Raw genomic sequence first — 26,753 nt, forward strand, 5'->3', positions numbered from 1 at the left:
ATTAATCCTTACGTGGCGGAGGTGCTAAGACCTCTCGATTGCCATTGTGGCCAGCTGTACTTACGACGCCATTTTGCTCTAATTGTTCAACAATTCTGGCGGCTCTATTGTAACCAATTCTAAATTTTCGCTGAATACTGGAGATTGAGACCTTTCTGGTTTCAGTCACAAACTCAAGCGCATGGTCATAAACAGCGTCGTATTCTTCATCTGTGTTTTTTTCGGCCAGTTCGCCTGGCAATAATATATCGCCCGTAGCATCACCGTTTAAAATCTCATCTATATAGTTAGGCGCGCCGCGTGCTTTCCAATCGGCTACTACAGCATGTACTTCATGATCATCAACAAAAGCACCATGAACCCGCGTGGTAATGCTGCTGCCCGGCGGATTATAAAGCATGTCGCCCATACCCAGCAGTGATTCAGCACCCTGCTGGTCTAAAATGGTACGAGAGTCAATTTTGCTTGAGACTTGAAAAGCAATGCGTGTAGGAATGTTCGCTTTTATTAAGCCGGTGATAACGTCAACAGAGGGGCGCTGAGTCGCTAATATTAAATGAATGCCTGCTGCACGGGCTTTTTGCGCTATTCTGGCGATGAGCTCTTCTACTTTCTTGCCCACTATCATCATCATGTCGGCAAATTCATCTATGATGACCACAATAGAGGGTAACTTTTCAAGCTCTGGCGCCCGCGTTTCCATACTTTCTTCAAACTTCCATAAAGGGTCAAGAATAGGCTGTCCAGCTTCTTTAGCCAGTTTTACTTTACGATTGTATCCTTTTAAGTTGCGCACGCCAAGGGCTGACATAAGTCTATACCTGCGCTCCATTTCACCCACACACCAACGTAGCGCGTTTGACGCTTCTTTCATGTCGGTAACGACTCCGGTTAATAAATGTGGAATTCCCTCATATACCGATAGTTCAAGCATTTTAGGATCGATCATGATTAAACGAACATCTTCTGGTGTCGATTTATACAATAGGCTTAAAATCATGACGTTTACGCCGACAGATTTACCCGAACCTGTTGTACCTGCTACAAGCAAATGCGGCATGCTTGCTAAATCAACTATAACAGGTTCTCCGCTAATATCCGCGCCTAAAACCATAGTTAAAGGTGATGGATTATCTTGAAACGCAGCGCAGCCAATGACTTCACTCAGTCTCACCATTTCTCGATGTGTATTGGGTAACTCTAGTCCAATAACCGATTTCCCCGGTATTACTTCCACTACTCGCACCGAAATAGCCGACATTGCGCGCGCTAAGTCTTTGGCTAAGGTTGTAATTTTACTTACCTTAATTCCTGGGGCTAAATCAAGTTCAAACCTTGTAATTACTGGTCCAGGAAGTACATCTACTACGGTTGCCTGAATATTAAAGTCGGCTAGTTTTGCTTCCAACAGGCGCGCAATTCCCTGAAGTTCTTCTGGTGTTATAGGATTTTCAACTTTGTCTGCCCGCTGCAGTAAATCAAACGATGGTAGCAGTGCTTTTGGAGTATCAACTGGCAAAGATTCGCTGCTGGCTAACGGTGGTTCTGCATGCACTGGGGCCTTTGCATTGGCAGAAAGATCTTCACAGCCTAAAGGAACATTAGCAGTTGAAGACTCATCATCTAACAAGGATTCTCTGGGCGCTAGAGCATCTACCCTGCCCTGTTGTGTTGAATCGCTATTCGCTGCTGCAGTCCTTGCTGCGTTGGCTTGAGTGACGTTAGCTTTAATATTGCTTTTGGTAAAGAGAGTCGAAGTGGGTTCAGCAAGATCATCAAAGATTTCTGCAGGGATAGTAAACGTAGGTGCTTTCTTCTCAGGTGCAGGCGGCTCGGCGCGCAGGCTTGTAATGTGTATATCTTGATTGGGTGAGTCATAGAAGTCGTCATCCTTGGGCTTACCGATGCTTTTTCGTAAATCGGGCAACGACAAGGTTGACAGTTTTGATGGTAAAGTAATTAACATTTTGCCCGTATAGATGACACTAGCGCCAATGGAATCAATAAATTGAAACCAAGAAATGCCAGTTGCTAAAGTACAACCCGTTAAGAAAAAACACAGAAGAAGAAGAACAGTCCCCACGAAACTAAAATAAGGCAGTAAAGCATCACTAATAATATCGCCCATTGCGCCACCTGCTGACACTCGATAAAAATCATCAAAATTGATGCTGGCAATGCCGGTAAAACCAAACACAAGCAAAATGATCCCTACTAACCTTAGCGTGATAGTAAGGTAGTCAAGTTCAACAACGCTTTTAATGTGTAAGAATATGAACCATCCTACAAAGGCAAGAGCAAAAGGCACAAGATAGGCGGTAACGCCAAAAGTAAAAAGTAAAATATCTGCGAGGTAAGCGCCTACAGGGCCCATTAAGTTTTGTACGTCTATCTGCATGCCAGCTTGGCTCCACCCCGGGTCACTGGGATGAAAATAAGCGAGCGACAGTAACAAGAAAAATGAAAATGCACATGAAATCATCATGCCAACTTCCATTACTCGCTGAATTCCTGATAAGCGTGCCATATTTAGTATTCTATTCTCAACGTGATATTTATTCTTTTTTGCAGGTACTTATATAAAATACTCCCAAAAAAATTAAGCTTAAGGTTAGCATAATCACCTACGCTAAACAGCCAAAACCTATTTTAAATTAACTTTTATATTTGAGGTATGCTTTACCTCATTCATCATTACTTAGGTTCTTGACTTACTTACCTTAAGCAGACGCAACGAGGGTTCATCAAGGGGCTTCGGTAGTTTGACATATCTGCCACGAGAGCTTTGAGTAACCCGCTGATCGTAGCTTAAACCATGTGATAAGCTTGATATCTTAGTACTTCTATATCGTTACCGAAAATTACTCAAATATATCAACAGAAGTTTTGATGTTTTATTATCTACAGTTATATTACAATTCAACTCTGTTGAACATATTGGGAAATTTAATGATTGTAGGTGTACCAAAAGAGATTAAAAATCACGAATACAGGGTGGGTTTAACTACCGCGGCCGTAAAAGAGTTTATTAGCCATGGGCACAGTGTATTAATAGAAACCGGCGCGGGCAGCGCAATAGGTTTTACTGATGAGCTTTATGAAAGCGCTGGTGCCACTATTATGAGCAGCGCTGAGGCTGTTTTTACAAAAGCTGAAATGATTGTTAAGGTAAAAGAGCCCCAGCCAAATGAATGCAACATGCTGCGCGAGGGACAAATACTATACACATATCTGCATCTAGCGCCCGATCCAGTGCAGACTCAACTGCTCGTTGATTCAAAAGCCAGTTGCATAGCCTACGAGACCGTCACTGACAGATTTGGCGGACTGCCGCTGCTGGCACCAATGAGTGAAGTGGCCGGCCGCATGTCGGTTCAGGCGGGCGCGCATTATTTAGAAAAGTCCCACGGGGGTAGCGGTACGTTGTTAGGCGGAGTGCCCGGAGTTGCCTCTGGTAAAGTACTCATTATCGGCGGTGGCGTAGTAGGCACAAACGCCGCTAAAATGGCTGTAGGCTTAGGTGCCGATGTCACTGTTCTTGACCGCTCACTGCCTAGACTACGTGAACTTGATGACATATTTAGCTCACAAATAAGAACAGTATACTCTACAGAAGATGCCATAGACTATTATTCATCCAGAGCGGACCTCATTATAGGCGCGGTGTTAGTACCTGGAGCAACAGCGCCTAAATTATTAAACGCGCAGCATATTAAAAAAATGAAACCGGGTTCGGTGCTAGTAGATGTGGCTATTGACCAAGGTGGGTGTTTTGAGACATCCAAAGCAACTACTCATCAAGACCCCGTCTATATTATTGATGACGTTGTTCATTATTGCGTTGCCAATATGCCAGGTGGAGTAGCGCGCACGTCTACTATTGCCCTGAACAATGCAACCCTGCCTTTTGGTTTAGCATTGGCTAACAAAGGCCTGAAGCAAGCCATGTTAGATGATCAGCATCTGCTTAATGGGCTTAACGTGCATAAGGGCTTAGTCACGTATAAAGCAGTCGTTGATGCTTTGGGGAGCCAGCTAAATCTAACGTACTGCCCGGCACTACAAGCTATTGCGATGTAAATAACTAGCTACTTTATTGAGGCATTTATCTCAGCTAAAGTTAATGCTGGCTCAAGTGCCTTAGTGATTGGTCTGCCTATTACTAGATAATCAACGCCTGCACTCATTGCCTGAGCTGGTGTCATTATGCGATTTTGATCATCCTTGCTACTGCCCATAGGCCTTATGCCTGGGGTAACTAAGCGAAAATCTTTGCTCAGCCTACTGCGAAGAATATTAGCCTCTATAGCCGAGCATACAACGCCATCCGCCCCAGCATGTTGTGCCAGACTCGCTAGAGAAAGCACTTTACCTGTGATATCAGAGCCATCATAAACTTCAGAGAATTGACGTTCATCCATACTGGTGAGTACGGTTACCGCCGTTAACAGCGGCGGCCTATTCGATTTTAGAGCCGCTTCTTTTGCCGCTTCAATCATGTCTTTACCGCCGCTCGCATGCACATTCACCATCCATACACCCATCTGCCCTGCTGCTTTAACTGCTTTTGCAACGGTACTAGGAATATCGTGAAATTTTAAGTCTAAAAATATATCAAACCCTTGACCGTTCAAATATTTAACCCAGTCAGGACCAAACATAGTAAACATTTCTTTCCCAACTTTTAAACGACAGTGCTCTGGGGATAACTGTTTAACAAGCAATTTTGCAGAATCAATATTATCAAAATCTAAGGCAACAATAACAGAGGAAGTACAGTTTGACATTCTATTCTCCATCGAGTCCTTTAATGGGTTTAATGACCGACCATTTTTTACATGACGGGCAAAGCCAATATAAGCGACGTCCAGCAAAGCCACAGCTTTGACAGCGATACTTGGGTCGCTGAGCAATTTGTTTATCAATAAGCTCGTTTAAGTGATCGATGCTGGTGCGAGTTCGTTCATCACTCAACATTTTACGGTAAAGCGACAACAATGTTTTAAAACCACGCATAGTAGGGTGGTTTTTTAACTGTTTTAATAAAGTATCAACAGCTGGTTCTATTTCGCCTTTGCGAGCGATAATATTTACTTTCGCTATATAGGAAGATGCGCATTTTTGCCAGTATGGCTCAAGTAATTTCTCTAGCTTATCCCAACCTTCTGTTTTACTGGCACTAATTTCAAGCAGTGGAATGGCTTCGCTTAACCAGTCGAGATCGCGTTTTGGGATCTCAGATAAATAATCCATGGCTTGATTGTAATCTTCTCTTTTTATTGCCAATTTGCCAAGTTCAAGCCATGCCCGAACCTGCTTGCCTTCAACCATAACCGCTTTTTTAAGCGTGTTTTGCGCATCGTCAAGAAGACCGTCTTCAACCTGACTTAATGCTTGTTCACAGTAAAAATGTGAAAGAAGTAGATAAAGATGTTCATCATTGGGCGTAATTTTTAAGCTTCTGCTAGCCAGTTCAACCGCTTTATTCCACTCTTTTGTTACCTGATAAATACTGAATAATTTTTGCTGAGCAACCCCAAAATGTCGGTCGTTTTCCAATAGCTGAATAAACACGCCTTCGGCACGCTCTAAAAAACCAGCGAGCAAGTAATCTGTCCCTAGTTCAACCAAGGCTAAAGCTTCTTGTTTTTTAGAAATCTCATCTCGACTAATAAGATTTTGATGCACTCTTATCGCCCGATCTAGCTCTCCTCTGTGCCGGAAAAAATTGCCCATGGCGATATGAGTTTCAATAGTGTCATTATTAACACTTATCATTTTCATTAAGGTGTCGACTGCTTTGTCAGGTTCATCTGATAATAAGAAGTTTAAGCCTTTGTAGTAGTGATTAGACATGATAGAAGATTGCTTGCGCTGTGCACTGCGCAGACTATTTCTACCCATTACCCAACCATAAGCGGCTGCGACGGGCAGTAGTAAGAATAACCACTCAATCATTTTATGGGCATCTTATAAGGAATATCATTTAGGCACGTCACTTACGCTGATTTGTCGATAGCTAACTTTTCCAAGCGACGTTTCATTGTCGCAAAGCGCACATTCAATGCTAAGTATTTAGTTAAAATCGTAGAAAAACCCAAGAAAAAACCAATACCAATACACACCAGCATAAGTATTGATATGCGCATGTTTATTTGCGCAATTAAATAATTAATCGTGACTATTTCTGAGTTTTGAAAGCCTACAAGCACGGCAATCATAGTAAAAATAATTGCAATAATAAGAAGGATAATTCCTTTCATAAATTTCCTATGTTATTTTTAACGACTTGTTTTATATGGGGCTTATAGCCAATTCTATTACTAAAGATCGACTCTATCGCGTAGCTCTTTACCTGCTTTGAAATGAGGTACATGCTTACCTGACAACTTCACGTTTTCGCCTGTTTTTGGATTACGTCCTACTCTTGGTGCGCGATAATGTAAGGAAAAGCTGCCAAACCCGCGGATCTCAATGCGCTCTCCCCTCTGTAAAGTTTGTGCCATTTGCTCTAAAAGTTCTTTTACCGAGTCTTCAAGCTCTTTGCCTTGTAGATCTTTGGTGTGTATAGATAAACGCTCAATTAGTTCCGATTTGGTCACTAGTAATACTCCAGTAATGATATGACTATTTGTGTAATGAGTATTGGGAACATAGAGGAAAGTAGTATTAGAAGTAATAATGGAGCGGCTAAGATGCCGCTCCAAACAGAGCAATTATTCGCCTTTAGCGGCTTTAAATGCTTCAGCCATTGCACTTGCAAAGCCTGCATCTTCAGGTTGGTTATTCACTTTATCAAGAGCATCTTTCTCATCCGCTTGATCTTTCGCTTTAACCGACAAAGTAATTACACGATTCTTACGATCAACGCCTGTATATTTCGCTTCAATGGTATCACCCACTTTTACGATTTCACTAGCATCTTCCACTCTTTCACGAGCCAGGTCACCAATTCTAATAAAGCCGTCAACTTCTTCTGCTAAGTTAACCGTTACACCTTTAGCGTCGGCTTCAATTACAATTCCATTAACAATAGCACCTTTCTTTATATCTGTCAGATACTTATTGAACGGATCTTCATCAATTTGCTTAACGCCTAAAGATATACGTTCGCGCTCTGGGTCAACCTGCAGTACAACCGCACTGATTTCGTCGCCTTTCTTATATTCACGAACTGCTTCTTCACCTTGTTTCTGCCACGATATGTCAGATAAGTGAACAAGACCGTCGATACCGCCGTCAAGACCAATGAATATACCGAAGTCGGTAATTGATTTAATCTTACCTGATACTTTATCGCCTTTTTCGTGCGACTTAGCAAAGGTTTCCCAAGGATTGTCGATGCACTGCTTAAGGCCTAATGAAATACGACGACGTTCTTCGTCTATCTCAAGTACCATTACATTCACAACGTCGCCTAGGTTAACGACTTTAGATGGGTGAATGTTCTTATTTGTCCAATCCATTTCAGATACGTGAACAAGACCTTCAACACCGTCTTCAATCTCTACGAAACAACCATAATCAGTAAGATTAGTTACTGCACCACTAAGTTTCGCGCCTTCTGGATAACGATGTGCAATTTCTTGCCATGGGTCGCTGCCCATTTGCTTCATACCTAATGAAACTCTAGACTTATCTTTGTCAAACTTAAGTACTTTAACGTTGATTTCGTCACCAACATTGACGATTTCACTCGGGTGCTTAACACGTTTCCAAGCCATATCGGTAATGTGAAGTAGTCCGTCTACACCGCCTAGGTCTACGAATGCGCCGTAGTCTGTTAAGTTCTTAACGATACCTTTAACTTCATCACCTTCTTCCAAGTTAGACAATAATTGATCGCGTTCTGCACTGCTTTCCGCTTCAATTACAGCACGGCGTGAAACAACCACGTTGTTACGCTTAGCATCTAACTTGATTACTTTAAATTCTAACTCTTTACCTTCAAGGTGCGTAGTTTCACGTACAGGGCGTACATCAACTAAAGAACCCGGTAAGAATGCACGAACAGTGTTAACTTCAACTGTAAAGCCGCCTTTAACTTTTCCGTTAATAACGCCTTTGATAGTTGCTTTCTCGTCGTATGCTTTTTCAAGCTCAACCCACGCTTCATGGCGTTTGGCTTTTTCACGAGATAGGATAGTTTCACCGAAACCGTCTTCTACTGCATCTAGAGCAACGTCTATAGTATCGCCAACAGCAACTTCTAATGAACCATCAGCTGCTTTAAATTGTTCGATAGGAATGGCGCTTTCTGACTTAAGGCCAGCGTCTACAAGCACTATGTCTTTATCGATTGATACTACGGTACCTCTAACAATCGCGCCTGGGCGCGTTTCTATTTGCTGTAGGCTTTCTTCAAAAAGGTCTGCAAAATTTTCAGTCATATTCACATTCTAAGTTAAACCGACCATTCAATCCTGAAATGACGGGGTTATTAAATATACTGAATTCATCCTAAATTCAGTTAATTAAATGCATTTATTCGCTCTCACTAAATATTTTAGAATCTATAAAAGCTTTAGCTATTTCAAATACTTGCGCTATACCTAATGCGGTAGAATCTATTTCTAGCGCATATTTTGCGGCAACCAAGGGCGCGGTAGCTCTGTTTAAATCGCGCTCATCTCTTGCTTGTATATCCATCAAAAGGCACGCTATTTTAACATCTTGGCCCATTGCTTTCAACTGTTCATATCGACGTTGTGCTCTACTTTGTGCACTAGCGGTTAAGAATATCTTGGCCACGGCCTCAGGAAACACCACTGTGCCCATATCTCTGCCGTCTGCCACTAGGCCAGGCAACTGCGCAAACGCGCGCTGCCTTTTTAATAAGGCTTCTCGAATCATAGGGATTGACGCTATTTGTGAGGCTGTACTACCCACTTCTTCTGAACGAATATCATCTGATACGTCCTCACCCTCTAAAATAACCCTATTACCTTTGTCGGTTACGCTAAAAGTAACATCAAGACCATTGGCTAATGGTTGTAAGCCATGTATATCATCCAGCGCTATTTTATGGTGAATAGCAGCAATTGCCAACACACGATAAATTGCTCCGCTGTCAAGAAAGTGCCATTTATATGCATCGGCTAACATATTGCTTAAAGTCCCTTTGCCAGCCCCACTTGGGCCATCAACGGTCACTACATAGGCTTTTCGCACGGGCTGCAATCCTCTTAATTGAAAACGGGGCGATTATACGCCCCTTTTATCATTGTGCAAATACGATTATTTTTATGGTAGATACGCGTTTAATTATCGCTCGCAGACTTTTGCATATTGCAAAAAGTAATCAGGAAACGTTTTGGCGGTACATTTGGGGTTGTTAATGGTTACGCCACATTTATCATCTAGTGCCACTAACGAAAAACACATTGCAATGCGATGATCATCATAGGTGTCTATACTGGCATGTTCGATTACCGCAGGCGGTGTAATTTCAATAAAATCGTCACCTTCTGTTACCACTGCCCCTACTTTTCGCAGCTCTGTGGCCATAGCAAATAAGCGGTCGGTTTCTTTTACTCGCCAGTTATGGATATTGCGAATGGCGGTCGTACCTTTTGCAAACAGCGCCGTGGTGGCAATAGTCATGGCAGCATCTGGAATATGGTTCATGTCCATATCTACCGCTAATAATGCTTTAGGTCCTTTGGAAACAGTAATGCTGTCGTCTTCCCAGACAACAGTTGCACCCATTTTTTCAAGCACGTCGGCAAAACCTATATCGCCTTGAACACTGGCTCTACCAATACCAGATACTTTTATTTCACCGCCTTTTATGGCCCCTGCCGCTAAGAAATAAGAGGCTGAAGAAGCATCTCCTTCTACTAAAAAATATGCGGGCGCTATATATTGATGTTGGCCTGAAATAGTAAAGGTTTGATAATTTTGATTGTGCACCACTACACCGAATTTAGCCATACAGTCTAGCGTAATATCGATGTATGGTTTAGACACTAATGTGCCTTTAATATGTATAGTGACTTTATTAGATGCAACGCTGCCCGCTAGTAATGGTGCTGCCATTAACAGTGCGGTTAAAAACTGGCTGGACACACTGCCGTCTATTTCAAATGTGTCTTGGTCTATTTGTGCGCTTTTGATGGCGACAGGCGGATAACCTTCGTTTTTCAAATAGCTAATATTAGCGCCTGCTCGAATAAGCTCATTCGCTAGATCACCAATGGGTCTTTCTTCCATGCGAGGCTCACCGGTAAGAATTACGTCCACGTCAGAAAATGCTAAGGCTGCACAAAGCGGCCGCATAGCAGTGCCTGCATTACCTAGAAACAAGGAAAGCTGTGAATGTCGAGAAAATTTACCAGCAATTCCTTGTACTACGCATTCGGTGTTGTTGTTACTTAAAGTAAACTCTACACCTAATGCTTTTAATGCATTCAGCATGTGGCGAATATCGTCGCTATCAAGTAAGTTATATAAACGCGTTTGACCTTCGCTTAATGCGGCTAATAGTAGTGCGCGGTTAGATAAACTTTTACTGCCGGGCAAATGAATGTGCCCCGACACTTTTTTAACAGGGGAAAGGGTTAGCTGCTCCATAGAATCACATATTTCCTTACACTATCTTCAAATTAGCCGTGCGTGCGTTCAAATTCTTGCATAAACTCTACCAGCGCTGTCACGCCTTCAAGTGGCATCGCATTGTAAATACTGGCGCGCATACCGCCTACCGCTCTGTGGCCTTTAAGCGCCTGTAGACCAGATAGTTCAGCCTGCTTTAAAAATTCAGAGTCGAGCGAACCGTCGCCTAGCTGAAACACAACGTTCATTTTAGAGCGATTATCATTGCTGACCTGGTTGCGATATAAGTCACTATTATCGATGCATCTATACAAGGTTTGAGCCTTCACGAGATTAGCAGCCTCTATTGGTGCAATGCCGCCGTTATCTAATAGCCATTCAAACACTAATCCGGCCAAATACCATGAAAATGTAGGCGGTGTATTATACATACTGCCCGCAGCAGACTGTTCTTTATAGCTAAATATAGCCGGGGTATCGTTACGCTCGAGGCCAATCAGATCTTCTCGCACTATTACTACGGCTAAACCTGAAGGCCCTATATTCTTTTGAGCGCTCGCATAAATTATGCCGTAGTCAGACACGTCAATCTTTTTTGACAAAATATTTGACGACATGTCAGCAACAAGCGGTACGTTACCTGTTTTAGGTACCCAATTAATCTCGACACCTTCTATTGTTTCATTCGGACAGTAGTGAAAGTAAGCCGCTTGCTTGTTTATGTCCCATGAGGATTGCAAAGGCACGCACACCCTACCACCAACATTAGCGGACTGTGCTACCACTTCACTTTGCATATATTTAGCCGCTTCTTTTACCGCAATGTCAGACCACTGACCGGTAACGAGGTGTTGTGCAAGGTTGCCTCTTTTGGCTAAATTTAAAGGCACTGAAAAAAACTGTCCGCGTCCACCACCGTGCATAAACAACACTTTATAGTTACTTGGCACATTTAGCAGCGTGCGTAAATCAGCCTCTGCCTTTTCAGCCACCGCCATAAAAGGTTTTCCTCTGTGGCTAACTTCCATTACTGAAGTGCCTTGGCCATTCCAATTGAGCAGTTCCGCTTGCGCGCGTTTGAGCACAGCAGCAGGCAGCATTGCCGGACCAGCACAAAAATTGAATATTGTCATTGTTACCCCTACATGAAAAAGCAGCAAACATTAATGTGTCCGCTGCTTTGTTAAATACCAGGCTATTTGCTCAGGGCTTTATTTAGCAGTACTCATTAGCTACATAAGGCTCTATGGCATCCTTTCTTATAATGCTAATTATTCACAAACGTCTTAACGTCGCACTATTTTTCATCTTCACTACTTTCGCCATTGTCGTTTTCAAAATTATCATTGTCTGCCGCATCAGCGCCAGTGGCACCAACTTGAACATCAACGTCACTTGCAATTGCCTCAATAACATTGCCGTCCTCGTCAGTCTCTATAACAGTAGAATCTACTTCAATAACTTCATCAATTCTTTGTAAACCGACTACGTGCTCACCATCAACGGTTCGAATTAAGGTGACACCTTGAGTATTGCGTCCTACTCTAGAAACCTCAGATACGCGGGTTCTAACTAGCGTACCGCGATCGCTAATTAGCATTATTTCATCTGTTTGGCTCACTTGCACCGCACCCACTACCTGGCCGTTACGCTCAGACACTTTTATAGAGACAACGCCTTTAGTGGCACGATTTTTAGCGGGATACTCAGATACTGCTGTACATTTTCCGTAGCCGTTCTGGGTGGCGGTTAATATGTCACCGTCAGCGTTTGGAATAATGAGAGATACTACACGCTCAGTATCGGCAATACGGATGCCCCTCACACCGGTTGCTGTTCTGCCCATAGGACGCACTTGGTCCTCAGAGAAACGCACAACTTTACCTGCGTTGGAAAATAGCATTATTTCGCAAGTACCGTCGGTTAAGTCGACGCCAATTAGCTCGTCACCGTCATTTAAATTAACGGCTATTATGCCGTTAGCGCGAGGGCGTGAGTAATGAATAAGCTCTGTTTTCTTGACAGAACCATTAGCGGTAGCCATAAAGACATACTTGCCTGCTTCAAACTCTTTAATGGGTAAAATGGCAGTGATACGTTCGTTTTCTTCTAAAGGAAGAATGTTCACAATGGGACGACCGCGCGCATTTCTGCTCGCCAATGGTAACTGATACACTTTTAACCAGTATAAGCGTCCTCTCGTGGAAAAGCATAATATGTGATCGTGAGTATTGGCCACAAGCAGCTTTTCTATAAAATCTTGGTCTTTCATTTTCGTGGCAGATTTGCCTTTACCGCCGCGCCGCTGTGCTTCGTAATCAGATAGCTTCTGATACTTTACATAGCCTTCGTGCGACAAGGTAACCACGACTTCTTCACGTTCAATTAGATCTTCAATGTCAATATCGTGACTAGCTGCGGTAATTTCGGTTCTACGTTCATCACCAAACTCATCTCTTATTGCCTCAAGTTCTTCCGTAATTATTTCCATTAAGCGTTCAGAGCTGCCTAAAATTTTCAATAATTCAGCAATAACTTCAATAAGATTACGATATTCCTCAAGAATTTTGTCATGTTCTAAACCGGTGAGTTTGTTCAAGCGTAGGTCAAGTATGGCTTGTGCTTGTTCTTCGGTTAAATAGTATTTGCCGTCTTTAATTCCGTATTCGTCGGCCAACCAATCAGGGCGAGCAGCATCGTTACCTGCTCTTTCAAGCATTTGCGCTACATCACCTAAATCCCAGCCTGAAACAATTAAAGATTTCTTCGCCTCAGCCGGGCTACCAGATGCCTTTATTAGCGCTATGATTGGGTCGATGTTTACTAGTGCAATGGCTAGGCCTTCTAATATGTGAGCACGGTCGCGGGCTTTTTTTAACTCATAAACGGTGCGGCGAGTAACCACCTCACGTCGATGTAATACAAATAGCTCTAAAATTTCTTTTAAGTTGAAAATTTTAGGCTGGGTTTTATCAAGGGCAACCATGTTGATGCCAAACACAGTTTGCAATTGAGTCTGAGAATACAAATGGTTCAGCAATACCTCTGCCGATTCGTTACGCTTTACTTCAATGACAATGCGCATACCGTCTTTGTCAGACTCATCACGCAGCGCAGATATTCCCTCCACTTTCTTCTCTTTAACCAACTCGGCCATTTTTTCAATTAGACGAGCTTTGTTAACCTGATAAGGAATTTCATGCACAATAATGGTTTCTTTACCATTTTCTTCTTGTTCAATATTGGCCTTTGCGCGCAGATATATCTTACCGCGACCAGTTTTATAAGCGCTTATAATGCCAGCGCGACCACTTATTATTGCGGCAGTTGGAAAGTCAGGCCCTGGAATAAATTCGATAAGCTCTTCAATACTTATGTCGGGATTTTTGATTAGTTCAATACAGCCGTTTACCACTTCTGTTAAATTGTGCGGCGGTATATTCGTTGCCATGCCTACCGCAATACCCGATGACCCATTCACTAACAAATTAGGTACGCGAGTGGGTAAAACCTCTGGTATGTGTTCTTGACCATCGTAGTTAGGCACGAAATTAACCGTTTCTTTGTCTAAGTCAGCCAGTAATTCATGCGCTATTTTCGACATACGTATTTCTGTATATCGCATTGCTGCAGCTGAATCGCCGTCAACCGACCCAAAATTACCTTGACCGTCAACTAGCATGTAACGCAGTGAAAAAGTCTGGGCCATTCTAACAATAGTGTCATAAACAGCGCTGTCGCCGTGGGGATGATACTTACCGATTACATCGCCAACTACTCTAGCTGATTTTTTATAGGGTTTATTAAAATCGTTTTTTAATTCGCTCATGGCAAACAATACACGACGATGAACGGGCTTTAGGCCATCACGGACGTCGGGAAGTGCACGACCTACAATTACACTCATGGCATAATCTAAATACGAATTTTTTAACTCTTCTTCAATATTAATGGGGGAAATTGCATTGGCATTGTCAGTCATAAACGGCATGATCCTTTTTTATGTATATCGAGTTGTGCCAGATAGTACCTATATAGTGTCTATTTTCGTAAACAACTATGTATCTAAGAGTTTCGATTACTTTGTTATTATTAACGTATTAGGGGGCTAATAGTATCATTAGTTTAGCCAAAACTGTAGCATGATGATTACTAGATATAAGCTTATATAGCGCATAATTGCGAATACTCTAGAATATTCCTGTATTCACACTATTTTAAGATATTTTATGGTGATACATTTTATTGATTATCGGTACTTTAACCATTGTTGTGCATTTCGAGGAAGTTTGATTATGAGTAATGTAGATGTAGATGAATTAGCCAAGTTCTCAGAGTTGGCCAATAGCTGGTGGGATCGCAACGGCGAATTTAAGTCACTGCACGACATTAATCCACTGCGAGTAGACCTGATAGAGCAGCAGTCCGGTGGACTGTTTGATAAGCGTATTCTAGACGTTGGCTGCGGTGGCGGCATATTGTCTGAAGCATTAGCACAGCGAGGAGGCGTAGTGACCGGCCTAGATATGGCAAAAGCATCGTTAGATGTGGCTAATTTACATCGATTAGAAAGCGGTATAAAGGTAGATTATGTGTTATCAACCGCAGAAGACTGGGCGCTTGAAAATGCTGGGCAATATGACATAGTTGCTTGTTTAGAAATGTTAGAGCATGTACCTAACCCTGCTTCGGTCGTAAAGGCTTGTGCCACGCTGGTCAAACCAGGAGGTGTTGTTGTATTTTCAACCATTAATAGAAATGTGAAGTCGTACGTAATGGCGATAGCAGCTGCAGAGTACCTGTTCAATATGGTGCCAAAAGGGACCCATGAACACAGCAAATTCATAAAACCGAGTGAACTGGTGAGTATGATTGAAAAAACATCGCTGCACGTAGACATGATGACTGGGCTGCACTTCAATCCATTAACGCAAGGTTATTATTTTTCGGATAGTAACGTTGATGTTAACTATTTTATTGTATGTAAAAACTAGCATAATTAGCCACGACTTATACAGCAAGAAAATAGCGCACTTGTGAACTGGCAATGAGTGCGCCTAAGCCCACATTAAGTATAAAAGACAGTCATATTTCAAATAATAATAAAAAGCTCTATCGATATAACAAAATATTCCAACTATAAAAATAATTTACACAAAGCACTTGAAAGTATAAAAGCCATTGCTGCATTGACCGTTTTAGGTTAGCCAATACTAACTTTTTTGACCTTCCTATTATTTAATGCAAAACACTACATATAGTGATTGCAAACCAAGCTTTAACACATTATCTTGTGTTACGTGAGCAACGGCTTAATTTTTCATAGCTAAAATAAATGGCTTATTTGTCGCAATTAGATATGAAAAAAAATGCGTGTATTAATCGGTTTTTCACACGTCGTTATCTAGTATATCTTTAAACAAAACCGCGTTAAAATATAGAGTATAAAAATGAAGAACACTTTATTAGTCACCAAACGAGACGGGGCACAAGAACCAATCGATCTTGAAAAAATTCACAAAGTCGTTACTTGGGCCGCAAGAGGATTAGAGGATGTATCCGTTTCTCAAGTAGAAATAAAAGCGCAAATTCAATTTTATAACGGCATTAAAACCGCTGAAATACATGAGACATTGATCAAGTCGGCCGCTGATTTAATCAGTCCTGAAACGCCTGACTACCAATATTTATCCGCGCGCTTAGCCATTTTTCACTTGCGAAAAAAGGCTTATGGACAATATGAGCCTCCACACCTTTTCAAACAAGTTAAATCAATGGTTGAAAAAGGCAAATATGATAAGCATTTGCTAGAAGACTATACCGAACAAGAATTCAATGACATGAATGATTTCATTGAGCATTCTCGAGACCTAAACTTCAGCTATGCCGCTGTAAAACAGCTTGAAGGTAAATATCTTGTTCAGAATCGCGTAAATGGCGAAATCTATGAAAGTGCGCAGTTTTTATACCTACTGGTAGCGGCTTGCTTGTTTGCAAAATATGACAAATCCGAGCGCCTAGGTTATGTTAAGCGCTTTTATGACGCCTCTTCTATGTTTAAGCTCTCGTTGCCCACGCCCATTATGGCTGGCGTAAGAACACCGACTAGGCAGTTCAGTTCGTGTGTGCTTATTGAAGCAGGTGACAGCCTGGATTCTATTAATGCAACGGCTAGTGCCATCGTAAAGTATGTTAGTCAGCGTGCTGGCATTGGTATCAACGCCGGTCGCATAAGAGCACTTGGCAGTCCTATACGCGGCGGAGAAGCATTTCATACTGGCTGTATTCCGTTTTACAAGCATTTTCAAACTGCCGTAAAGAGTTGTTCACAAGGCGGCGTTCGCGGCGGTGCAGCCACCCTATTCTATCCCATTTGGCATTTAGAAGTTGAATCGTTGTTGGTGTTAAAGAACAACCGCGGTGTTGAAGAAAACCGCGTTAGGCATCTTGATTACGGTGTACAGTGTAATAAACTTATGTACACGCGTATGTTGAAAGGTGGTGACATTACCTTATTTAGCCCATCAGACACGCCGGGTTTATATGATGCTTTTTTTGCTGATCAAGAAGAGTTTGAGCGCCTGTATGTGCAATATGAAAATGACGACAGTATCCGTAAGAAACGCGTCAAGGCGATAGATTTATTTAGTCAGTTTATGCAAGAGCGTGCAAACACTGGGCGCATTTATTTACAAAACGTCGACCACTGTAATACACACAGCCCGTTTAATCCAAAGTTAGCGCCGGTAAGACAAAGTAACCTGTGTTTGGAGATTGCACTGCCCACTAAGCCGCTGCAGCATATAAATGATCCTGAGGGTGAAATAGCGCTGTGTACGTTATCTGCGTTCAATTTAGGGGAGATTAAAAGCCTTGACGACCTTGAAGAATTAGCCGATTTATCAGTGCGTGCATTAGATAGCCTTCTCGATTATCAAGACTATCCTGTTCCCGCAGCCTTGAATGCAACGATTGGCCGTCGTACTTTAGGCATAGGCGTAATTAACTTTGCTTACTATTTGGCCAAAAATGGGGTCAAGTATTCAGATTCAAGCGCTAACGGCCTAGTACATAGAACATTTGAGGCAATTCAATATTATTTACTCAAAGCCTCTAATAACTTAGCAAAAGAGAAAGGCGCTTGCCCTAAGTTCAATGAAACCACCTATTCACAAGGCTTAATGCCAATTGATACCTACAAGAAAGATGTAGATAAAATTTGCGATGAGCCTTTGCACTACGACTGGGATACGTTGCGCGCTGATATAGTCAAGCACGGATTACGTAACAGTACCTTGTCTGCATTAATGCCATCAGAGACATCTTCACAAATCTCTAACGCCACCAATGGAATTGAGCCACCGCGTGGTTTTATTAGCGTTAAGCAAAGCAAAGACGGCATACTTAAGCAGGTAGTACCTGAATTTAAACGTTTGCGTAATGACTACGAACTCATGTGGGACCTTCCCTCAAATGATGGATACTTACAGCTTGTGGCCATAATGCAGAAGTTTATTGATCAAACAATCTCTGCTAACACTAGTTATGATCCAGGTAAGTTTGAAGGCGGCATGGTGCCGATGAAGGTCTTATTAAAAGACTTACTAACCACCTATAAGCTTGGCATAAAGACCCTTTACTATCACAATACCAGGGACGGAGCCTCAGATAAGTCTGACGCTGAGATGGAAATAGACGAACAAAATGCCAAAGATTTAGAGGTTATTATTGAAGATGATGATGACTGCGAAGGCGGGGCTTGTAAAATATAGGGAACTTTTAAAGCCGCTTATTTAAGTTGCTTTAATCGAAATAAAAACACCTTACGTAAACACCATTAAATTCGATATAAATTTAATGTTTAACTACTAGGCATCATTGAGACTATTATGAGATATACTACTTTTAATCAAAAAACCATCGACACCATGATAGAGCCGATGTTTTTCGGTAATTCAGTTAACGTGGCTAGATATGACCAACAAAAACACCCTATTTTCGAAAAATTAATAGAAAAACAGATTTCATTTTTTTGGCGTCCTGAAGAAGTCGACGTCAGTAAAGATAGAGTCGATTTTGGTAAGCTAAGCGATGCCGAAAAGCATATCTTTATTTCGAACCTGAAATACCAAACTTTGTTGGACTCAATACAAGGTAGATCGCCTAACATTGCATTTTTGCCTATCATTTCTTTACCTGAGTTAGAAACGTGGGTCGAGACCTGGTCTTTTTTCGAGACTATCCACTCTCGTTCCTACACACACATATTGCGTAACTTATTCTCTGACCCCAGTGAAATTTTTGATGACATTGTTGTGAACGAAGAAATAAAACGCAGAGCTACCGATATTTCAAAGTATTATGATGATTTAATATTTGCCACGCAGCTATTTCAAACAAGAGGCGAAGGCACGTACGAAGTAGAAGGTGAAAATCACGTTATTACTATGCGAGAGCTGAAGAAAAAACTGTTTTTGTGTATGAACTCAGTTAACGCCTTAGAAGCGATACGTTTTTATGTGTCATTTGCGTGTACTTTCGCCTTTGCTGAGCGCGAATTAATGGAAGGCAATTCGAAAATTATTCGCTTAATTGCGCGCGACGAAAATATTCACTTAACCAGCACTCAGCATATATTAAATCTATGGGCAAAAGGTAAAGACGATCCTGAAATGGCAGAGATAGCACTTGAGTGCAAAGATCAGGCAAGAGAAATATTTTTAACGGCCGTTCATCAAGAAAAAGAATGGGCTAAATATCTATTCAAAGACGGCTCTATGCTAGGCTTAAACGAAGAGATCTTAAGTAGTTATGTAGAGTTTATTGCTAATCAGAGAATGGCTGCCATTGGTCTTAAACCTGAGTTTGAAATCAAAAGTAACCCACTACCTTGGATGAACAACTATTTAAGTTCAGACAACGTGCAGGTTGCACCACAAGAGGTTGAAGTGAGTTCTTATTTGGTATCGCAAATTAATGCCGAAGTAAGCTCAGACGACTTTACGGATTTTGACCTGTAATTAATTGCTACATCTTCTAATCGTTATAAGTCTAATAAGCTCATATAAATATGGGCTTATTAGACCGTTTAACTGTTTCAGGATAGTTTAAAAATTTGAAGAATTCTCTCACCATAACAGACACTACGCGCATTAAATCAATCAGCATTGGTGGAAAGGTAATTGAAACGCACGAAGGTGAATCTGTATTAGAAACCTTAGAGCGTCAGAATATTGAAGTTAACTATAACTGTAGGGAAGGATTTTGCGGCGTTTGCAGGACAAAACTGCTAAGCGGATCAGTCGATTATCGTATTGAGCCTTTAGCGTTTATAGACGATGACGAAATATTAAGCTGTTGCACGGTCCCTACTTCCGACATTAGCATAAAATTTGAATACTAGCCTATATCCAAACCTATTCTAGCGGCTACTTCAATGTAAGACTCTACAACGGATCCTAAGCCTTGTCTGAAACGGTCCTTATCAAGCTTTTTCTTAGTTTCTTTGTCCCATAATCGACAGCCATCGGGAGTGAATTCATCACCTAGAATAATATCGCCATTCTCATCCGTGCCGAATTCTAATTTAAAATCTACTAATAACATTCCGCCCGCTTCAAATATCGGCGATAGCACTTCGTTAACGGCAAATGTAAGTGATTTCATTTGAGAAATTTGTTCAGGTGTTGCCCAACCAAAAGAGGCGCAGTGTGATTCGTTTATCATTGGATCATGCAAAGCGTCATTTTTTAAGAAAAACTCGAAGGTAGGCGGCGACAGTGCAAGACCTTCTTCAACGCCCAATCTTTTGCAAAGTGAGCCTGCAGCGTAATTTCTAATGACACACTCTACAGGGATCATATTTAGCTTCTTGACCACGCTTTGAGTATCATCAATAAGTGATTCAAGCTGTGTCTTTATACCTTTATTCTCTAGAGTTTGCATGATGAAGTTATTAAATTTATTGTTTACTTCTCCTTTTCGGCTAAGCTGCTCAATTTTTTCACCATCAAAGGCAGATGTATCGTCCCTAAACTCGAGTATGAGTTTGTTAGCATCCTCAGTCACAAAAACCGTTTTAGCTTTTCCACGATACAGTTCAGATACTTTGCGCATGTCTACTCCACTAATATGTTGTTGTTTAGTATTATATATCTAAGTTGTTAGACGCCATGTATTCTTGAAATACAGGAAAAATATCGCTTGTTTGTTTTGCATCAAAATTTACGTTTTCATCGCTTTTAAACGTGATACTCGTATTTGAACCGGCGCGTTTTACAAAAATACGGTAGTTGTCCTTTTCAAGAGGCAATGTTTCTTTACTGAAAAGACCCGACCAGAAGCCATCCTCAACACCACCGTAGAGCACAAACATTATCCCTGACGATTGATCTAAATCAATAACATCAAAGCCCATTTTACGTAATACCAACAATAAACGAGGCCATGCGTCGTTGTATTCTGCATTTATAATCACAGCCGGATCGCCGTCGGCGTTGACACCAAGCTCAGAACCAAAGCCGTCTCTTATTTTTTCAATTCGCTCAGACATCGCTAAACGTGCGCCAAAATCGTATTCTTCAATGATATAGTTTAAAAAATCGACTTCGTTGGTACGCTGCGTAATAGGATCCATCTTGGAAATTATGGAACTACCATTTTCATCAACGTAATCGACTATTTCATTCGTGAGTGATGCCGTTCTGCCGTGTGGTGCAACATTAAGCGATAATTTAAATTTTTTGGCTTGTTCAATAAAGTCACTCGAGAAGGTATACCAGCTACTGTCTAATTCGGTAACCGAAATGACCCAGTCAGTCGTGAGGGTGTTGTTGTCTCTGTCAAAACTCTCTACACCGATATTATTCTGCTCTAAATATGATAACACTTTATCCCATATGGTTTTATCGAGGGAGCGATTGTCATCAACCTGATCAAACATTACCGTAGCGCCTTCATTACCCTCTTCCACGTGCGAACCAGCTACTAAGGGTAAAACCAAACGAGGCGAACTAATTCTTACATCTCTCCCTAATAGCGCTTTAGCGCTTGTGGAGGATGCTAGCGTAGGTAAGTCGTAACGGTTTGAGCGCTGAGGCCTTTCAAGTTCCTCTGGAATTTTCAATTCAGCGCTTTGCTGTTTCACCTTCATATATTCAAAATCACCAGAAGTACGCTCTCTTGAACCTGGACTTGAGCAGGCGCTAAGCGCTAAAGCAGCGAAGATAGTAACTATAAAGTTATTTTTCATGTGGTTTTATATTAATCCTAGTTCTTTTAATTCTTGTTCGATACTCAATTGATGATTTAGTTCAGGCAAAATCATCGGTAAACGTAAAAATGGAGACGACATTTTGTTCATTTTATACAATGCCCATTTGGGTAAAACGGGGTTTGGTTCTAAAAACAACGCGTGATGCAGTTGCTGTAACGTTGCATCAATTGCGCTGGCCTGTGCATACTTTTTGGATAAAGCATATTCACACATTGCAGACATTTGTTTTGGTACGATATTTGCGGTCACTGATATAACACCGTGACCACCATTATTTAAAAATTCGCAGCCCGTGGCGTCATCTCCACTGAATAAAAGAAAGTCGCTTGGTACTGCTGCCTGTAATTGGGCTAAACGACTCAGGTCACCCGTAGCGTCTTTAATGCCGACTATGTTGGCGTGAGAGGCTAAAATAGCCACCGTAGAAGTATGCATGTCGAGTACTGTTCTTGAAGGCACGTTATAAAGAATAAGGGGTAAATCAGACGCGCTTGCAACAGCTTTAAAATGCGCAACTAAGCCCGCTTGCTGCGGTTTATTATAGTATGGAACAACACTTAAAAAACCGTCTACGCCTACTTTCTCAATTTGTTTAGTTAAAAATACAGCTTCGTTAGTAGCGTTTGCACCACTACCCGCTATTACTGGTATTTTTCCTGTGGCACATTCAACAATAAATTGTATAACCTTAATATGTTCTTCAAAAGGAAGCGTCGCGGATTCACCGGTGGTGCCAACGGCCACGATGCCATGAGTATTATTTTGTATATGAAATTCGACTAGTGTTGCCAAACTTGCATAATCGACATCGCCTGAATCAAACATAGGCGTAACTAGTGCTACAAAACTACCACGAAACATCTTAACTCCTCATTTTTTTGTAGCGCAATAGTAGTGTGCCCAAGACCTAAAAACAAGCGTTGCAAACCTTTATAATCAATAAATTACCGAAAAAAGCAATTCATCAAATATTTTATATCGCAAATTTCATCAATCTTTAGATACCTGATATCATATGGCAATAGACAACGATTATTTGGCTTTGTTAAATTATGGAACAACGCGCTGCACACGAACAACTCATCGTGAATATCTTAGGCAAGAGTTCACTGCTTGCACTTAGCAACATAACGGCCTGTATAAGCAAACATAATTGTAATATTTTAGACAGCCGCCATGCGCAATACGGTACTGACTTTTCCTTAACCATGATTGTCAGCGGCGCTCAGGCGGGCGTTACTATGCTTGAAATGGATTTGTCGACACTGTGTGTGCTTGATGATCTTCTGTGTATGATGAAACGTACCACAGGCCATCAAAAGCAAAACATTGAACAAGTGATTAACCTCGCCTTTTCAGGGGCCGATGCCAGCGGTGTTATGCACAAAGTCACGCAAGGTTTAGCCTTTTGCGGGGTATCTGTTAGCGCGGTCCGGCAAAAAACATACCGTAAAGAAGATCAAAATATTCTTGAATGTAAAATGATTTTAACTGCACCAAAAAATACTGACTTAATTGCTTTTGACACAAACATTAAGTCGCTTCTCCACGGAATGGGACTTCATGGTAAATTAAGCCATAAACCAATAGAGGAAAATGATGAATACACTGAAAGCTGGTGACAATGCGCCACAGTTTACCCTTCAAAATCAGCGTGGTCAAAGCGTTGACATATCGTCTTTACAAGGCTCAAAAGTGCTGGTGTACTTTTATCCAAAGGCTTCGACACCGGGTTGCACCGTGCAGGCAAAAGGCCTACGTGACAGCATAAAAAAACTAAACGCTAAGGATGTAACCGTACTGGGGATTAGTCCCGATCCAGTGAGCAAATTAGCTAAATTTGCTGAAAAAGAGATGCTCAATTTTGATTTATTGTCTGACGAAGATCATAGCGTCGCTGATACTTTCGGCGTATGGGGTTTGAAGAAATTTATGGGTAAAGAATATGACGGTATTCATAGACTGAGCTTTCTAATAGATGAAACAGGCAAGATTACTCATGTATTTGATAAGTTCAAGACAAAAGACCATCATGAAGTTGTTCTGGCAGCTTTATAGTAAAAGTGATCTTAGTCGCATTAAAAAAGCCTGCATGCTGCAGGCTTTTTTAATGCACGTAAATCGATAATCAAGTGCCCCTTTACGCCAATGTTTCTGACGTATTCTTGGGTGAAGACCAAGCGGTAATGAGTGCTTTGACCAAGGTGGCTAAAGGAATAGCAAAGAATACACCCCAAAATCCCCATATACCGCCAAATAAGAGCACCGCCACAATAATGTAGAGCGGATGCAAACTCACCGCCTCTGAAAACAAAATAGGCACTAACAAATTGCCGTCAAGCGCCTGAATAACAAAATAAACAATCATTAAATATCCGAACGAAGAGCTTAACCCAAACTGAAACAGCCCCACCACGGCAACCGGTATGGTAATTACTGCAGCCCCAATGTAAGGAATAAGCACTGAGAATCCCACTAGCACACCAAGTAATACAGCAAATCTTAAATCAAGAATCGTAAAAGCAACACTGCTCACGGAGCCAACAATCGCTATTTCAATAACCTTGCCACGAATATAGTTCGCGATTTGCAAATTCATTTCCTCACCCACTTGCGTGATTAAACGTCTTTCCTTCGGTAAAATAGAAGAGATGCTTTGCATAAACGCTTTTTTATCGTTAAGCATAAAAAAGACCATCAACGGCACCAGTACAATATAAATTAATACTGCGACAATATTACCTATAGAACTGAACGAGGCTGACAATACTTGTTCACCAAACGAAACCAATCTTTCATTCATGCCTTGCATAGTTGATTGAATGTACTCTACTTCGATAAGTGATGGGTATTTGGCAGGTAAACTGACAAGCCACGTTTGTGCAGAGTCCCAAATAAGAGGAATGTCCCTAACTAGGTTAATACCTTGTTTTGTTATGATCGGAATTAAACTTATAGCTAATAAAAATGTGATGATAAAAAATACAATTAATGTGGCGCTTGTGGCTAACCATCTTTTAACGCCTAGTTTTTCCATTTTTGTGACAGGCACATCTAGCAAGTATGCAATAACGATAGCTACCAGCACCGGCATCAATATTCCGCCAAACACGTAGAATACAACCGCAACTATAAGAAGAAATAATAAAAGCATAAGCGCATTTGGGTCAGAAAATTTGCGTCTATACCAGCTTCCGAAAACACCGAGCATGTTGCCTACCTTTAAATGGGTCGTGATACTTTATATTGTTTAAGATGGTGAAGCGTTGTTATTCACGATATATTGTTCGCTTACAATCAATAACGCTGTTTGCTGAAACTTAGCTGAGCGTTATTGGTCTATGCATAGTATAAGTTATATAGACCAATATGGAAGCAACGAATATAGATGAAGTTATTGTGGAATGAATTAATCGCTTATAATAAATGCATTCTTGTGATGTGCCTATGCGTGTTCTCCCAGCTTTGTATAGCACAAAGTGTATTGGGTTTAGGCGATAATAACCGTAATCAATTGCCTGAAATTGGCGTGGTAGCTTCTGACGCAATTACCATAGACAAAGAGAAAATAGTGGGCGACATTATTATGCGTCAGCTAAGAGGACAAGCCCCTTTAGTGCAAGACCCCGTTTTGCAAGAATATATTCAAGGTATTGGTAACAGGTTGGTTATTCACGCTGATAACACGAAATTCCCCTTCCAATTTTTTATGATCAACAATCCCGTTCTAAATGCGTTTGCATTTTACGGTGGCCATATTGGTATTCATACCGGTTTGTTAGCTGCATCATCTACCGAAAGCGAGTTGGCGTCGGTATTAGCGCATGAAGTTGCACACGTTACCCAAAGGCATTTAGCCCGGCGCGTACAAATGCAAAAACGGAATTCGCCGCTTCAAATTGCTAGTTTAATAGGCGGAATATTGCTGGCCATGGCAGACCCAGAAGCGGGTATAGCTGCGGTGCAAGCCAGCTCTGCGGCTGGACAGCAGGCAAACATTAATTTTACGCGAACTAATGAAATAGAAGCCGACAATATTGGCATTAATATTTTGTATCGCGCTGGTTTTGATCCCCAAGGCGCCCCCGGTTTTTTTGAAAAGTTACTGGCACAATCGCGTGGTCGTTCGACCCAGTTATCTTTTTTGCAAACGCATCCACTGCCCGCTGACAGAGTTGCACAAACGACCACGCGTGCACGCAGCTTTGGCGTTCGTAATGTGCCGCCTAGTCTCGATTTTCATTTGGCAAAGGCTCGAATACAGGGGCGTTACATGAGCTCGCCCAAGCGCAATATTAACCTTTTTTCGAGCCAGTTAGCCAGCAGCAATAATGCTAAACAAAAAGGCGCTCAATATGGCTTAGCCATTAGCTTATTTGAACTACAAAGATATGATGAAGCAAAAAACATACTCGATAAACTGATGCTTAACGACAAAGAGAATTTATTTTACTTAGATCTAATGACCGACATTTACATTAAGCAAGACGCGCCTAGCAGCGCTATATCGTTGCTGACTCCACTATGGCTTAATAAACCCCAAAATTCTGTGCTAACACTTAATTTAGCTAATGCTTATATAAGTGCCCAAAATTTTGAGCCAGCTATTCAGATGCTACGAGATTTGCTGTTAGTAAACAAAGAGAACTTCTTAGCCTATCAACTACTTAATGACGCCTACAGCCGCAGCCAGATGAAAAAAGAAGCACATATGACTAAAGCTGAAATTTATGCGCTTATTTTAGCATATCCATTGGCCATAGATGAGCTGCAGTTTGCCTATAATCAGGTCGACTCTGACACTTTAGAAAAACTAAGAATTAAAGGTCGTATTGAACAATTTCGCGAAGCGCAGGCCTCAATGATGAGCTTGAATATTTAATTATGCTAGCACATCGTTCACTTCGGTTTACGATACCCAAGT

At 41.4% G+C, this 26,753-nt stretch carries 22 protein-coding genes; 8 read left to right on the forward strand and 14 right to left on the reverse strand.

Translation table 11 applies throughout. From position 1 onward, the window contains the following. Position 1: 1 nt before the first annotated feature. Complete coding sequence (locus tag GPUN_RS04240; RefSeq protein WP_006003752.1) at positions 2–2,527, reverse strand: DNA translocase FtsK; 2,526 nt, start codon at positions 2,525–2,527, stop codon at positions 2–4. Between the two features lie 422 nt (positions 2,528–2,949). Between GPUN_RS04240 and ald the strand changes: the two genes are divergently transcribed. Further along, complete coding sequence (gene ald, locus GPUN_RS04245) at positions 2,950–4,080, forward strand: alanine dehydrogenase (RefSeq protein WP_006003754.1); 1,131 nt, start codon at positions 2,950–2,952, stop codon at positions 4,078–4,080. A gap of 8 nt (positions 4,081–4,088) precedes the next feature. Here ald and pyrF read toward each other — a convergent pair whose 3' ends face one another. The 9 genes from pyrF to gyrA all read right to left on the reverse strand — a co-directional run bounded on the left by pyrF (position 4,089) and on the right by gyrA (position 14,536). Next, a complete protein-coding gene (gene pyrF / locus GPUN_RS04250; RefSeq protein ID WP_006003757.1) occupies positions 4,089–4,787 on the reverse strand; it encodes an orotidine-5'-phosphate decarboxylase in 699 nt (232 codons plus the stop codon). Between the two features lies 1 nt (position 4,788). Beyond that, complete coding sequence (lapB, locus tag GPUN_RS04255; RefSeq protein WP_006003759.1) at positions 4,789–5,958, reverse strand: lipopolysaccharide assembly protein LapB; 1,170 nt, start codon at positions 5,956–5,958, stop codon at positions 4,789–4,791. A gap of 41 nt (positions 5,959–5,999) precedes the next feature. After that, the gene (locus GPUN_RS04260; RefSeq protein ID WP_006003761.1) at positions 6,000–6,263 is read right to left on the reverse strand and encodes a lipopolysaccharide assembly protein LapA domain-containing protein; all 264 of its coding nucleotides are present in this window, start codon (positions 6,261–6,263) and stop codon (positions 6,000–6,002) included. 60 nt (positions 6,264–6,323) lie between these two features. Then, a complete protein-coding gene (gene ihfB, locus GPUN_RS04265; RefSeq protein ID WP_006003763.1) occupies positions 6,324–6,602 on the reverse strand; it encodes an integration host factor subunit beta in 279 nt (92 codons plus the stop codon). Between the two features lie 114 nt (positions 6,603–6,716). After that, positions 6,717–8,390 (reverse strand): 30S ribosomal protein S1, encoded by a 1,674-nt coding sequence (rpsA, locus tag GPUN_RS04270; protein WP_006003765.1) that lies wholly within the window; start codon positions 8,388–8,390, stop codon positions 6,717–6,719. A gap of 94 nt (positions 8,391–8,484) precedes the next feature. Further along, a complete protein-coding gene (gene cmk / locus GPUN_RS04275; protein WP_006003766.1) occupies positions 8,485–9,171 on the reverse strand; it encodes a (d)CMP kinase in 687 nt (228 codons plus the stop codon). 93 nt (positions 9,172–9,264) lie between these two features. Next, a complete protein-coding gene (gene aroA / locus GPUN_RS04280) occupies positions 9,265–10,572 on the reverse strand; it encodes a 3-phosphoshikimate 1-carboxyvinyltransferase (protein ID WP_006003768.1) in 1,308 nt (435 codons plus the stop codon). Between the two features lie 32 nt (positions 10,573–10,604). After that, positions 10,605–11,687, reverse strand: coding sequence for a 3-phosphoserine/phosphohydroxythreonine transaminase (gene serC, locus GPUN_RS04285; protein WP_006003771.1), 1,083 nt, complete (start codon positions 11,685–11,687; stop codon positions 10,605–10,607). A 164-nt stretch (positions 11,688–11,851) separates the two neighbouring features. Beyond that, positions 11,852–14,536 (reverse strand): DNA topoisomerase (ATP-hydrolyzing) subunit A, encoded by a 2,685-nt coding sequence (gene gyrA, locus GPUN_RS04290; protein ID WP_006003773.1) that lies wholly within the window; start codon positions 14,534–14,536, stop codon positions 11,852–11,854. A 313-nt stretch (positions 14,537–14,849) separates the two neighbouring features. Here gyrA and ubiG point away from each other — a divergent pair, with 313 nt between their 5' ends. From ubiG to yfaE, 4 genes are all read left to right on the forward strand, one after another. Further along, positions 14,850–15,548 (forward strand): bifunctional 2-polyprenyl-6-hydroxyphenol methylase/3-demethylubiquinol 3-O-methyltransferase UbiG, encoded by a 699-nt coding sequence (ubiG, locus tag GPUN_RS04295; protein WP_006003777.1) that lies wholly within the window; start codon positions 14,850–14,852, stop codon positions 15,546–15,548. A gap of 456 nt (positions 15,549–16,004) precedes the next feature. Beyond that, positions 16,005–18,326 (forward strand): class 1a ribonucleoside-diphosphate reductase subunit alpha, encoded by a 2,322-nt coding sequence (nrdA, locus tag GPUN_RS04300; RefSeq protein ID WP_006003778.1) that lies wholly within the window; start codon positions 16,005–16,007, stop codon positions 18,324–18,326. A 117-nt stretch (positions 18,327–18,443) separates the two neighbouring features. Next, a complete protein-coding gene (gene nrdB, locus GPUN_RS04305) occupies positions 18,444–19,574 on the forward strand; it encodes a class Ia ribonucleoside-diphosphate reductase subunit beta (RefSeq protein WP_006003779.1) in 1,131 nt (376 codons plus the stop codon). Positions 19,575–19,669: 95 nt separating this feature from the next. Further along, positions 19,670–19,957 carry a class I ribonucleotide reductase maintenance protein YfaE gene (yfaE, locus tag GPUN_RS04310; RefSeq protein ID WP_006003781.1) on the forward strand — a complete coding sequence of 96 codons (288 nt, stop codon included), beginning with the start codon at positions 19,670–19,672 and terminating at the stop codon, positions 19,955–19,957. Here the strand turns inward: yfaE and purC are convergent. Genes purC through dapA form a run of 3 tightly spaced genes read right to left on the reverse strand, consistent with a single transcriptional unit; the run spans position 19,954 to position 22,690 of the window. Further along, positions 19,954–20,670, reverse strand: coding sequence for a phosphoribosylaminoimidazolesuccinocarboxamide synthase (gene purC, locus GPUN_RS04315; protein ID WP_006003783.1), 717 nt, complete (start codon positions 20,668–20,670; stop codon positions 19,954–19,956). The two genes, yfaE and purC, sit on opposite strands and share 4 nt — an antisense overlap. A gap of 31 nt (positions 20,671–20,701) precedes the next feature. Continuing rightward, entirely contained in the window at positions 20,702–21,805 is a 1,104-nt protein-coding gene (gene bamC, locus GPUN_RS04320; RefSeq protein ID WP_006003785.1) for an NlpB/DapX family lipoprotein, read from the reverse strand. A gap of 6 nt (positions 21,806–21,811) precedes the next feature. Further along, entirely contained in the window at positions 21,812–22,690 is an 879-nt protein-coding gene (gene dapA / locus GPUN_RS04325; RefSeq protein ID WP_006003787.1) for a 4-hydroxy-tetrahydrodipicolinate synthase, read from the reverse strand. 191 nt (positions 22,691–22,881) lie between these two features. Here dapA and GPUN_RS04330 point away from each other — a divergent pair, with 191 nt between their 5' ends. Then, positions 22,882–23,451: a glycine cleavage system transcriptional repressor gene (locus GPUN_RS04330; RefSeq protein ID WP_006003789.1), complete on the forward strand. Its 570-nt coding sequence runs from the start codon at positions 22,882–22,884 to the stop codon at positions 23,449–23,451. Further along, positions 23,429–23,887, forward strand: a complete 459-nt coding sequence (gene bcp, locus GPUN_RS04335; protein WP_006003793.1) for a thioredoxin-dependent thiol peroxidase — start codon at positions 23,429–23,431, stop codon at positions 23,885–23,887. Before GPUN_RS04330 ends, bcp begins: the two co-directional genes overlap by 23 nt. Positions 23,888–23,969: 82 nt before the next feature. Here the strand turns inward: bcp and GPUN_RS04340 are convergent, their stop codons facing one another. After that, positions 23,970–25,040 (reverse strand): AI-2E family transporter, encoded by a 1,071-nt coding sequence (locus GPUN_RS04340; protein ID WP_006003794.1) that lies wholly within the window; start codon positions 25,038–25,040, stop codon positions 23,970–23,972. 177 nt (positions 25,041–25,217) lie between these two features. Here GPUN_RS04340 and bepA point away from each other — a divergent pair, with 177 nt between their 5' ends. After that, the gene (gene bepA / locus GPUN_RS04345; RefSeq protein ID WP_238528936.1) at positions 25,218–26,711 is read left to right on the forward strand and encodes a beta-barrel assembly-enhancing protease; all 1,494 of its coding nucleotides are present in this window, start codon (positions 25,218–25,220) and stop codon (positions 26,709–26,711) included. The last annotated feature ends 42 nt before the right edge of the window (positions 26,712–26,753 follow it).

The organism is Glaciecola punicea ACAM 611 (genome assembly GCF_000252165.1).
GTDB classification, from domain to species: domain Bacteria; phylum Pseudomonadota; class Gammaproteobacteria; order Enterobacterales; family Alteromonadaceae; genus Glaciecola; species Glaciecola punicea.